The organism is Agromyces atrinae (genome assembly GCF_013407835.1).
Lineage (GTDB): Bacteria > Actinomycetota > Actinomycetes > Actinomycetales > Microbacteriaceae > Agromyces > Agromyces atrinae.
In genome coordinates this window covers 337,550-349,450 of sequence record NZ_JACCBI010000001.1, presented here as the reverse complement: position 1 = coordinate 349,450, position 11,901 = coordinate 337,550, and the positions used below count along the sequence as shown (strand labels likewise).

The window sequence follows — 11,901 nt, the reverse complement described above, 5'->3', positions numbered from 1 at the left end:
ACAGGGGGCAATGTGTTACCCCTAAGGCTCGTCGCCCCGGAGAGCTGTCGGCAGTGCCACACCTCGGGGCGACGAGTTCTTTCCGTCTCCGGGCACGTGCGCGCCATTCAGCCGAGCAGGACGGCGCGGTCCTCGTTGATCTGACGGAGCAGCAGGTGCTCGTCGACCGGATGACCGATGTCGGCGCGACCGGTCGCGATGCGTTCGCGCGTGAACGCGAGGTGCGTGGCATCCCTGATGAAGGCGCGCATCGAGGCCCGCCGGGCCGGCGGTTGCGTCCTCGCCCAGGCGCGCGCCTGACGCCGCCCGGCGGGTGTCGCGAGCATGACGACCTCGTCGGCGGTGAACCACCCCGCGTCGGCGTACTCCTGCAGTCGCGTGCGCGTCACCTGCATCTCGCTGCGTCGGAGCGCGAGGGTGACGATGATCGCGAAGACGAAGAGCGGAACCTGGACGAAGAGGTAGTAGACGACGACGTCGGGCACGAAGAAGAAGGCGCCGTTCCACAGCGCGTGCAGCGCGATGGCCCCGACGAGGCCGACCACGAACCAGAGGAGCGCCGACACCGAGCGGCCCCGGCGCGCGGCGAGACCGAGCGCGAGCCCCGTGCAGGCCGTGAACATCACGTGCGCGAACGGCGAGAAGATGCCGCGCACGACGAACGTCGCGCCGAGACCCGCGGCACCCTCGTCGGTGAGGGCGGAACCGAAGTAGAGGATGTTCTCGGTGAACGCGAACCCGGCTGCGACCGTCGCCGCGTAGACGAGACCGTCGACCGGTCCGTCGAAGTGCGATCGCGCCGACGCGAAGAGGATGAGGACGCCGACCCCCTTCGCGACCTCCTCGACGAGCGGCGCCTGGATGACGGCGCTCACGAACGGATCGACGCCGGGCGTACCCGTCGCGATCGTGCCGGCGAGTTCGACACCGAAGCCGACGAGCAGCGCGACGGCGACCGACACGGCGGCGCCCCAGAGGAACGCGAACCAGAGGGCCGCCCTCGGCTCGGGCTCCCACCGATCGATCCAGCGGATGACGAGGAGCACGACCACGAGCGGGAGGAAGGCGAGCACGCTCGCGACGAGGAGCACGGGGATGCCGAGGAGCAGGGCGAGAAAGCCGATGACGGCGAGTCCCACGAGGCTGCCGATGACGATGCCGATGATCGCGACGACGTTGACACCGTCGCGCGACGTTCGAGGGGCTGTCCAGACGGTTCTCGCGGCCGCGGGTGCTCGGTCGATCGGATCGCTCACGAGACCTGCTCCCCGGCCCGGGCGAACATCACGCCCGGGTTCAGCAGACCGAGCGGATCGAAGACCGCCTTGATGCCGCGCTGCAGCTCGAACGAGTCGTCTCCGACCTCGTCGGCGAGCCAGCGCTGTTTGAGAAGGCCGACGCCGTGCTCGCCCGTGAGCGTTCCGCCGAGCTCCCTGGCCGTGCGGAACAGCTCGTCGGCGGCCCGCCAGACCGACTCCGGAACCTCGTCGGCGTCGAAGACGAAGTTGGGGTGCAGGTTGCCGTCGCCCGCGTGCGCGATCGTCGGGATCTCGAGTCCCGAGCGGGCAGCGATGCCCTCGATCGCCCGGAACATCGCGGCCATGCGGGAACGCGGCACCGCCACGTCCTCGATGAGGACCTGACCGCGTGAGGCGAGGGCTCCATGGAAGGCGCGACGGATGGCGAGGAGACGTTCGCCGCTCGCGTCATCCGTCGATCGGACCACCCGCGCACCCGACGCCTCGAGGACGCCCTCTACGTCATCCGCCTCGGCGGCGGCCGCCGCTCCATCGGTCTGAGCGAGCAGGAAGGCGGCTCCGGGGGCGATCGTCTCGAGCGGGGTTCCGGCGAGCGCGTCGGGGCCGAGATACTCGGCGACGCGCGCGACGGAGGCGGCGTCCATGAGTTCGAGAACGGCGGGGCGCACGCGAGAGGCCGTCACCGCGGCCGCGGCGGATGCGGCCGACTCGATGTCGGGGAACGCGGCCGCGAGCGTCACGGTGGCACCCGCGACGACCGGGCGCACGCGCACCGTCGCTTCGACGATGATGCCGAGGGTGCCCTCGGAGCCGGTGAGGAGGGCGGTCAGGTCGTAGCCGGTGACCCCCTTGACCGTGCGGCGACCGGTGCGGAGGAGTCGTCCGTCGGCGAGCACGACAGCGAGGCCGAGCACGGCCTCGCGGGTCACACCGTACTTCGCGCACAGGAGGCCGCCGGCGTTCGTCGCGATGTTGCCGCCGATCGTCGAGATCGCCTTGCTCGCGGGATCGGGCGGGAACCAGAGCCCATGAGGAGCGAGTGCGCGGTCGAGGTCGTCGTTGATGACCCCCGGCTCGACGACGGCGAACTCGTCGCTCGTGTCGATCTCGAGGATGCGATCCATGCCCGACACGTCGACGACGATCGCCCGGTCGCGCCCGATGGCTCCCCCGGCGAGCCCCGTGCCTGCACCGCGCGGGACGACCGGGGTCGAGGTGGCGGTCGCGATGCGCATCGTCGCCTGCACGTGCTCGACGGATGTCGCGTGCACGACGGCGATCGGCGGAGTCGCGCTGCGCCACCCCGAGCGATCGTCGCGCGTCACGTCGAGCGCCGCGGCATCGAACGATACGACATCGCCGAGTTCTGCGCGGAGGCGCGCGATCACGTCGACGGTCATGGATCAACGATAGCCGCGTGGCCGTGTCTGAATTCCGCTAGGCGGTCGTCTCGACCGGTGCGAGGCTGGATGCATGCCCTCCTCGCTCTCCGCTCCCGCCGACGAAGCGCTCTTCGGCGAGCGCTACCGCGCGATGAGCTCACGCGACGCGCGCTTCGACGGCCAGTTCATCACGGGCGTGCACTCGACCGGCATCTACTGCCGGCCCAGCTGCCCGGCGATGACCCCGAAGCCGGGGAACGTGCGCTTCTACTCGACGGCGGCGGCCGCGCACGAGGCGGGCCTCCGCGCGTGCAAGCGGTGCCTGCCCGACGCCGTGCCCGGGTCACCCGAGTGGAGTCTCCGCGACGACCTCGCCGCGCGCGCCATGCGGCTCATCACCGATGGCCTCGTCGAGCGAGAGGGGGTTCCCGGTCTCGCCCGTGCTCTCGGGTACACGCCGCGGCACCTGACCCGGGTGCTCACACAGGAGCTCGGCGCCGGCCCTCTCGCGCTCGCACGGGCGCATCGAGCGCAGACCGCGCGGGCCCTCCTCGTCGGCTCCGACCTCCCGACCGCCGACGTCGCGTTCGCCGCGGGCTTCGGGAGCGTTCGACAGTTCAACGACACCATCCGCACGGTGTACGAGCGCACCCCGAGCGAACTGCGCGCGAGTGCCGCACTCCGGCCGAACGCGGCGACGACCGGCACCGTCTCCCTCCGCCTGCCGGCGCGGGCGCCCTTCGACTCGGCGGGAGTGTTCGCCTGGCTCGAGACACGGGCGCTGACGGGCGTCGAGCGTGCGCTGCCGGGCGACTACACGCGAGTCCTGCGACTGCCGCACGGGCCCGCGCTCGTGAGGCTCCGCGCCGTTCCGGGCGAGGCCGCGCTCGACTGCGAGGCGATCCCGAGCGATCTCGCCGATCTCGCACCGCTCGTCGCTCGCGTGCGTCGGCTCTTCGACCTCGACGCCGACTCGTGGGCGATCGACGCGGCACTCCGTGACGACCCCGCCCTCGCCGGATCGGTCGCGGCGTCTCCCGGTCTTCGCGTGCCGGGCTGCGTCGATCCGCACGAACTCGTGTTCCGCGCGCTCATCGGGCAACAGATCTCGGTCGCTGCGGCTCGAACGGCTCTGACCCGCCTCGCCGATCACCTCGGCGAGCGCGTGGAGATCGGCGGGGAGCAGTGGACGTGCTTCCCCGATGCCGCCACGATCGCCGAGCGCGGCGCCGAGGTGCTGCGGGGGCCGGCGGCGCGCATCCGCACGATCCTGCGCGTCGCGGCCGATCTCGCCGAGGGCCGACTCGTCGTCGACACGGGCGTGGGTCGCGCGGAGCTCCGCGCCGACCTGCTCGCGATCCCCGGCATCGGGCCGTGGACCGCGGGCTACGTATCGATGCGGGCGACCCGCGACCCCGATGTGCTCCTCACCTCCGACCTCGTACTGCGTCAGGGCGCCGGACGCCTGGGGCTGCCGACGGACGCTCGATCGCTCGACGCGCGCGGAAGCCGCTGGGCGCCGTGGCGCAGTTACGCGTCGATGCACCTGTGGGCCGCCGCGAGCGCCCACTAGCCTGAAGAGGTGAGATTCGCACACCTCAGAGTCGAAGGCCGATCGATCCCCCGCCTGGCGGTCGTCGAGGGCGACTCCGCGCTCTTCCTCGACGAGCTCGACCCCGACGCGCCCACCGATCTGCAGGAACTCATCGATCGGGGGCCTGCCGCCCTCGATCGGGTACGTGAACTCGTCGACGAAGCGCGCGCCGCCGGCATCCCGACCCACGCGGTCAGCGAGCTGCGACACTCCTCGGCCGTGCTTCGTCCTCCCCACATCCTCGCGATCGGTGCGAACTACGCGGCGCACGCCTCCGAGCTGAAGCTCCGCTCCGAGAGCGCCATGACGGTCTTCTCGCTCTGGCCGAACTCCCTCACCGCACACGGCGCCACGACGACGTGGCCGGAGGACCTCTCGACCCAGGTCGACTACGAGGCCGAGCTCGGCGTCATCATCGGTCGGCCCGCCCGCAACGTCTCCGTGCGCGACGCGCTCGACCATGTGTGGGGCTACACCGTGGTGAACGACATCACCGCGCGCGACCTGCAGTTCAGCGAGGCGCAGTGGTCACGGTGCAAGTCGTTCGACGGATTCACCCCGACGGGGCCCGTCGTCGTGACGGCCGACGAGGTCGCCGACCCGCAAGACCTGTGGCTCACGACCAACGTCGACGGGCGACTCCTGCAGGACGCGTCGACGGGCGACATGGTGCGCTCCGTCGCCGAGATCATCTCGTACCTCTCGAAATCGGCGACGATCCCCGCGGGCACCCTCATCTCGACGGGGAGTCCGGGAGGCGCGGGCTACTCTCGCACTCCCCCGGTGTTCCTTCGCGACGGCTCCACCGTCACCGTGTCGATCGTCGGGTTCGGCTCGCTCACGACCCACTGCCGGGTCATCTGACCCGGCGGCTCATTCGCTCGGCTCGGCCTGCAGGTCGATGACGGGGATCGCCGTCGTCACGGGCTGGATGCCCGACAGGCGCTTCGGCGAGAGCTGACGCACGACAGCCTCGCGTGTCATGAGTCCCGACTCGACGACGAGATCGGCGACCGGTCGGCCCGTCGCGAGGGCGATCTTCGCGATCGCCGCGGCCTGCGCGTACCCGATGAACGGGATGAGGGCCGTGATGACTCCGACGCTCGACGCGACCATGCCCTCGAGCCGTTCGACGTTCGCCGTGATGCCGTCGATGCAGTTGACCCTGAGCGTCCAGCACGCCTGACGCATCCAGAGGATCGACTGCAGGAGCGAATGCGCGATGACGGGCTCGAACGCGTTGAGCTGCAGTTGCCCGGCCTCGGCCGCCATCGTCACGGTGACGTCGGCGCCGGCGATCGCGTAGGCGACCTGGCTCACGGCCTCGGGGATGACGGGGTTGACCTTCCCCGGCATGATGCTCGATCCGGCCTGGCGCGGCGGGAGGTTGATCTCGCCGAACCCGGCCTGCGGGCCCGACGAGAGCAGGCGCAGGTCGTTGCAGATCTTCGAGAGCTTGATCGCCGAGCGCTTGAGCGAGCCCGAGAACGACATGAACGCGCCGGCGTCGCTCGTCGACTCGATGAGGTCGGGCGCGGTCTCGAGGCTGAGGCCCGTGATCTCGTTGAGGTGGCGCACGGCGGCAGCCGCGTAGCCCGGGTCGGCCGTGATGCCCGTGCCGATCGCGGTCGCTCCGAGGTTGATCTCGGAGAGCAGCCAGATGGTCTCCGTGAGCCGCGCGTGGTCTTCGCCGAGCGTCGTCGCGAAGCCGTGGAACTCCTGCCCGAGGGTCATCGGCACGGCGTCCTGCAGCTGGGTGCGGCCGACCTTCAGGATGTCGCGGAACTCCTCGCCCTTCGCGTTGAAGGAGCGCCGCAGCAGCTCGAGCTCCTCGAGGAGCGTCTTGAGCGACAGCGCGAGCGAGATCTTGAGGGCCGTCGGGTAGGTGTCGTTGGTCGACTGACTGCGATTGACGTCGTCGATGGGGTGCAGGACGTCGTAGCGGCCCTTCGGGTAGCCCGCGAGTTCGAGGGCGAGGTTCGTGATGACCTCGTTGGCGTTCATGTTGGTCGAGGTACCCGCACCGCCCTGGATGACGCCGACGACGAACTGCTCGTGCTTGTCGCCGTCGATGATGCGCTGACACGCCGCGTCGATCCACTCCGCCTTCTCGGCGCTCAGTGCGCCGACGTCGCGGTTGGCGCGGGCCGCGGCGGCCTTGACCGAGGCGAGCGCGATGATGAGCTCCGGATACACCGAGATCGGCCGCTTCGAGATGGGGAAGTTCTCGAGCGCTCGCGCCGTGTGAACACCCCAGTACGCGTCTCCCGGCACCTCGACGCTGCCGAGCGAGTCGGTCTCGAGTCGCGGTGCCACGGCTTCGTCGATCGCGGTGGATTCGTGCATGGAAGGCCTCCCGGTCGTCGCCCGGCGGGGATCGACGACGTCGGGGTTTCGACGCGGCATCCTCGCCACTCTCGCCGCCCGGTTCGGCGACGCTCCTCCGAGCCTAACGAACCGGCCGGGTGACGCGGAGTGTACGCGGCGGCGAATGCGGACAGCGCGCTCGCCCGAGGGGCGAACGCGCTGTCGGTGAGGCGTCGAATGATCAGAGGAAGGCGAAGGGCAGCATCGCGAGGCCGAAGACGACGGCGCCGAGGCCGGCGATGACGGTCGCGACGAGCATGAGGCCCGAGAGCACGATTCCCCAGATGGCGAACGTGCGGCTCGCGGTCTCGCGTCGCAGCGCCATGATGCCGAGCACGAGGCCGACGATCGGAACGACGAACGTGTATCCCGCGAAGAGCGAGACGAGTCCGATCACGAAGCTCGCAATGCCGAGTCCGCGCGATTCGGCGACCGCGGTCGGTGCACTGGTCTCGGGCGCGTAGCTCGGGCTGGTGGTGGTCATGGTGTCCTCCTGGTCGTGGTGTACCCACCACGTTACGGACGACTCCTCCGCCGCAGAATGGGGTTATCCCCCGCGTTGCGTCGGCGGACACCCTCCCCGGAACTCAGCCGAGGAGCGCCTCGACGGGCCCGCGCGCGAAGTAGACGAGGAACCCGGCCGCGACGATCCAGAGCAGCGGGCTGATCTCCCGCGCCTTGCCCGCGAGGGCGCGCACGATGACCCAGCTGATGAAGCCCGCGCCGATGCCGTTCGCGATCGAGTACGTGAGCGGCATCACCGTGACCGTGAGGAAGACCGGCAGGAGCACCGAGAACTCGCTGAAGTCGATGTCCTTGATCTGCGCCATCATGAGCGCACCGACGATCACGAGGGCCGCGGCGGCGACCTCCGTCGGAACGATCGAGGTGAGCGGGGTGAAGAACACCGCGGCGAGGAACAGGAGACCGGTGACGACGTTCGCGAGTCCCGTGCGGGCGCCCTCGCCGATACCGGAGCCCGACTCGATGAAGACGGTGTTCGACGAGCTCGAGGTGAATCCGCCGGCGACAGCGCCGACGCCCTCGACGACGAGGGCCGACTTGAGCCGCGGGAAGTCGCCCTTCGCGTCGGCGAGGCGCGCTTCCTTCGAGAGACCGGTCATCGTGCCCATGGCGTCGAAGAAGTTCGTGAACACGAGGGTGAAGACGAGCATGAGCGCCGCGAGCACACCGATGCGCTCGAAGCTGCCGAAGCTCACCTGACCGATGAGCGAGAGATCGGGCAGGCTCACCCACTGCGTCGGGAGCGCGGGAACCGAGAGGCCCCAGCCGCCCGGGTTGTCGACGCTCGAGCCGAGTCCGGCGATCGCCTCGACGATGACGGCGACGACGGTTCCCGTGAGCAGGCCGATGAGGATCGCGCCCTTGATCTTCCGGGCGACGAGGATCCCGGTGATGAGGAGCGTGAACACGAAGATGAGGGTCGGTACGGTCGCGACGGAGCCGTCGACGCCGAGCCCGACGGGCGGCGAACCGACCCCGGTAGCACGCACGAAGCCCGCATCGACGAATCCGATGAAGGCGATGAAGAGGCCGATTCCGACGGTGATCGCGAGCTTCAGCTGCAGCGGCACCGCCGTGAAGATCATGCGCCGGAGGCCCGTCACGGCGAGGAGGACGATGATGAGGCCGTTGATGACGACGAGCCCCATCGCCTCGGGCCAGGTGACCTGGCCGACGACGGAGACGGCGAGGAACGAGTTGATGCCGAGGCCGGCCGCGAAGGCGAACGGCAGTCGGGCGACGACGCCGAAGAGGATCGTCATGACGCCCGCGGTCAGCGCCGTGACCGCCGCGACCTGCGGGAAGGCGAGCTCGTCGCCCGCGACGTCCGCCGACCCCGAGAGGATGATCGGGTTGAGGATGACGATGTACGCCATCGTCACGAAGGTCACGATGCCGCCGCGCACCTCGGTCGAGATGTTCGATCCGCGCGCGGTGATCTCGAAGTAGCGGTCGATGAAGCCCTTCGGTGCGCCTGGGGCCGAAGCCACCGGTCCCTGCTCCTCGGTCGTGCGGCTCACTCGTGCTCCTTGTTTCTCGGTCGATCCAGCCCATCGAGCATACGACTCCCGCGCGGCCCCGCACACCGACGGCGGCGAGTCGCTACGATCGGCGAGATCCCACCCTCGAATGGAGCACGATGGCATTGCCCTGGACCCTGCACGGTGACGGAAAGACAGTCGAACGAGACGCGATCGTCGCGCCCGGCGAACGACTGAGCTGGCCGCGCACGATCGGAATCGGCGCGCAGCACGTCGTCGCCATGTTCGGCGCGACGTTCCTCGTGCCCCTCATCACCGACTTCCCGCCCGCGACGACCCTGCTCTTCTCGGGCATCGGCACACTGCTGTTCCTCGCGATCACGAAGAACCGCGTGCCGTCGTACCTCGGCTCGTCGTTCGCGTTCATCGCCCCGATCACGGCGGCGACGGCCACGGCCGGGATGGGCAGCGCGCTCTTCGGAATCGTCGCCGTCGGCATCCTGCTCGCCCTCGTCGGCGCGATCGTGCAGTGGACGGGAACGCACTGGATCAACGCGCTCATGCCGCCCGTCGTCTCCGGTGCGATCGTCGCCCTCATCGGTTTCAACCTCGCACCGGTGGCGAAGGCGAACTTCACCGAGGCACCGCTCACGGCGCTCATCACGCTCAGCGCCGTCATCCTCTCGACGGTGCTCTTCCGCGGAATCCTCGGCCGACTCTCGATCTTCCTCGGAGTCATCGTGGGCTACATCGCCGCCGTCATCCAGAGCGAGGTGAACTTCGACGGTGTCGCCGATGCCGCATGGATCGGCTTCCCCCAGTTCACGCTTCCGGCGAACCCGTTCGAGACGGCCGCGGTCTGGGGCGTGCTGCCCGCGTTCCTTCCCGTCGTGCTCGTGCTCATCGCCGAGAACGTCGGCCACATCAAGGGCGTCGCCCAGATGACCGACCCCGCGGTCAACCGCATGACGGGCCGTGCCCTCTTCGCCGACGGCGTCGCGACGACCCTCGCCGGCTTCTTCGGCGGCTCCGGCACGACGACGTACGGCGAGAACATCGGCGTCATGGCCGCGACCCGCGTGTACTCGACCGCCGCCTACTGGGTCGCGGGCATCTTCGCCGTGCTGCTCGGACTCTCGCCGAAGGTTGGCGAGGTCATCGCGACGATCCCCGCGGGTGTGCTCGGCGGCGTGACGACGGCGCTCTACGGACTCATCGGCGTCATCGGCGTGAAGATCTGGCTCGATAACAAGGTCGACTTCCGGAAGCCGGTCAACCAGTTCACCGCTGCGACGGCCCTCATCATCGGAATCGCCGACTTCACGTTCAACGCCGGTCAGGTGAGCTTCAACGGCATCGCCCTCGGTACCGTCGCCGCCATCCTGATCTACCACGTCATGAACACGATCGGCCGCTGGCGCGGTACCGACTGATGCACTGCTGCGGCGTCGGGCTCTGCTCCGGCGCCGCAGGGCGTGTGTCCGTTGTGGCGGACGCCCGCGAGGACACGCCCGCCCGCGGCATCCCTCACCGGCGCGCCGCGCCGCGGATCCGCCGGAACGGCCGCGAGACGGCTCCGCGGATCAGCCGAGCGCGTGGAGCGCCGGAACGATCAGGTAGATGCCGAAGAGAACCGCGAGAGCGCTGAGCGTGAAGAACGCGCACGCCCCGACGAAGGCCGCCTTCTTCTGGCCCTCGGTGAGCGGGCTCTTCCGCGCGGCCTTCGCCGCACGCTTCTCGGCCTGAGCGATCTCCGACGGCGTCATGATCGTGATCGCGTCGGTGAACTCGGCCGGAGTGACGATCGGCGTGCGACCCGAGAGGGTCAAGAGACGGATGCCGAAGGAGAACGCCGCGACGACGATCGACGCACCCGCGAGGGCCGAGACGAGCACGATGACGAAGGCGAGCCAGTCGATCACTTCTGCACCTTCTTCGTACGCGACTCGCGCTTCGGCTTCGGGTTGCGCTTGATCTTCACGGCGAGGCCCGAGTCGGCGACCTCGCTGATGACGTTGTGGGGGTTGACCGCGTCACGTCGCGACCACAGGAAGATGAAGACGATGATGCCGACGCCGACGATGGCGTCGATGACGATGCCGACGAAACCGAAGTTGTGCGCGACGAGGGCCGCGGCGGCGCCGACGGCCGCAGCCGACGGAAGGGTCAGGAGCCAGCCGATGCCGATGCGGCCGGCGGTGCGCCAGCGCACCTTCGAGCCGCGACGGCCGAGGCCCGAGCCGATGACCGAGCCCGAGGCGACCTGCGTCGTCGAGAGCGCGAAACCGAGGTGGCTCGACGCGAGGATCGTCGCTGCGGTCGAGGTCTCGGCGGCGAAGCCCTGGGCGGGCTTCACGTCGGTGAGGCCCGTGCCGAGCGTCTTGATGATGCGCCAGCCGCCCATGTAGGTGCCGAGGGCGATCGCGACAGCGCAGACGACGACGACCCAGAACTCGGGGCCCGTTCCGACGGCCTGGAAGCCGACGGCGATGAGCGTGAGCGTGATGACGCCCATCGTCTTCTGCGCGTCGTTCGTGCCGTGGGCGAGGGCGACGAGGGAGCTCGAGAAGATCTGCGCGAAGCGGAATCCCCCGCGCCCGTCGGGCTTGCCGTCGTAGCGACGCGTGATTCCGTAGGCGATCTTCGTCGCCGTGTAGGCGATGAGACCAGCGGTGAGCGGCGCGAGGATCGCCGGCAGGATGACCTTCGAGAGCACGACTCCGAAGTCGATCGCCGCGACGCCGAAACCGACGAGGGCCGCGCCGATGAGGCCGCCGAAGAGGGCATGGCTCGAGCTCGACGGAAGGCCGAGCAGCCACGTGAACATGTTCCACACGATCGCGCCGATGAGACCCGCGAAGATCAGTTCGGGGGTGATGAGCACTCCCCCGTCGCCCTCGCGGATGATGCCGCCCGAGATGGTCTTCGCGACCTCGGTCGAGAGGAAGGCGCCGACGAGGTTCAGCACCGCCGCGACGGCGACGGCGACCTTGGGGCGCATCGCACCGGTCGCGATGGGCGTGGCCATCGCGTTCGCCGTGTCGTGGAACCCGTTCGTGAAATCGAAGAAGAGCGCGAGCACGATGACGAGCACGACTATCAGAAGGGTGGGATCCACCGGCGTCTTTCTGTGGGAGGCGTAAGCGGTGAAGAGTTCACCGAAGATTCACGAGATGACAGTTGCGCGGAGGCTCCTCCCTCGTTCCGAGTCGATACTTGCACGCGGAACGCCGTAATTCAAACCCTCGAATCGAGCGTGTTCCCGGCGCCCTGCAGGGGCGCGGAACTGCGCA

General features: G+C 69.4%; 10 protein-coding genes. 3 read left to right on the top strand and 7 right to left on the bottom strand.

Translation table 11 applies throughout. From position 1 onward, the window contains the following. Nucleotides 1-107 precede the first annotated feature (107 nt). Nucleotides 108-1,256, bottom strand: a complete 1,149-nt coding sequence (locus BJ972_RS01650) for a PrsW family intramembrane metalloprotease (RefSeq protein ID WP_164989931.1) — start codon at nt 1,254-1,256, stop codon at nt 108-110. Next, nucleotides 1,253-2,659: an FAD-binding oxidoreductase gene (locus BJ972_RS01645; protein ID WP_129174826.1), complete on the bottom strand. Its 1,407-nt coding sequence runs from the start codon at nt 2,657-2,659 to the stop codon at nt 1,253-1,255. The genes BJ972_RS01650 and BJ972_RS01645 overlap by 4 nt, the downstream gene beginning before the upstream one ends. A 73-nt stretch (nt 2,660-2,732) precedes the next feature. Here BJ972_RS01645 and BJ972_RS01640 point away from each other — a divergent pair, with 73 nt between their 5' ends. Both BJ972_RS01640 and BJ972_RS01635 read left to right on the top strand, forming a co-directional pair. Next, nucleotides 2,733-4,214: a DNA-3-methyladenine glycosylase 2 family protein gene (locus BJ972_RS01640; RefSeq protein WP_129174824.1), complete on the top strand. Its 1,482-nt coding sequence runs from the start codon at nt 2,733-2,735 to the stop codon at nt 4,212-4,214. A 9-nt stretch (nt 4,215-4,223) separates the two neighbouring features. After that, nucleotides 4,224-5,099: a fumarylacetoacetate hydrolase family protein gene (locus BJ972_RS01635; protein WP_129174822.1), complete on the top strand. Its 876-nt coding sequence runs from the start codon at nt 4,224-4,226 to the stop codon at nt 5,097-5,099. A 9-nt stretch (nt 5,100-5,108) separates the two neighbouring features. On the opposite strand, the gene BJ972_RS01630 is transcribed toward BJ972_RS01635, so the two are convergent. The 3 genes from BJ972_RS01630 to BJ972_RS01620 all read right to left on the bottom strand — a co-directional run bounded on the left by BJ972_RS01630 (nt 5,109) and on the right by BJ972_RS01620 (nt 8,647). Continuing rightward, entirely contained in the window at nt 5,109-6,581 is a 1,473-nt protein-coding gene (locus BJ972_RS01630) for an aspartate ammonia-lyase (protein WP_129174820.1), read from the bottom strand. Between the two features lie 202 nt (nt 6,582-6,783). After that, a complete protein-coding gene (locus tag BJ972_RS01625) occupies nt 6,784-7,086 on the bottom strand; it encodes a DUF4190 domain-containing protein (protein WP_129174818.1) in 303 nt (100 codons plus the stop codon). 103 nt (nt 7,087-7,189) lie between these two features. Beyond that, nucleotides 7,190-8,647 carry an NCS2 family permease gene (locus BJ972_RS01620; RefSeq protein WP_241830804.1) on the bottom strand — a complete coding sequence of 486 codons (1,458 nt, stop codon included), beginning with the start codon at nt 8,645-8,647 and terminating at the stop codon, nt 7,190-7,192. 119 nt (nt 8,648-8,766) lie between these two features. Between BJ972_RS01620 and BJ972_RS01615 the strand changes: the two genes are divergently transcribed. Beyond that, nucleotides 8,767-10,041, top strand: coding sequence for a uracil-xanthine permease family protein (locus BJ972_RS01615; RefSeq protein WP_129174814.1), 1,275 nt, complete (start codon nt 8,767-8,769; stop codon nt 10,039-10,041). Between the two features lie 150 nt (nt 10,042-10,191). On the opposite strand, the gene BJ972_RS01610 is transcribed toward BJ972_RS01615, so the two are convergent. Beyond that, nucleotides 10,192-10,530 (bottom strand): peptidase, encoded by a 339-nt coding sequence (locus tag BJ972_RS01610; RefSeq protein ID WP_129174812.1) that lies wholly within the window; start codon nt 10,528-10,530, stop codon nt 10,192-10,194. Next, on the bottom strand, nt 10,527-11,726 hold the full coding sequence (locus BJ972_RS01605) for an inorganic phosphate transporter (protein ID WP_129174810.1): 1,200 nt from the start codon (nt 11,724-11,726) through the stop codon (nt 10,527-10,529). Before BJ972_RS01605 ends, BJ972_RS01610 begins: the two co-directional genes overlap by 4 nt. Nucleotides 11,727-11,901 lie beyond the last annotated feature (175 nt).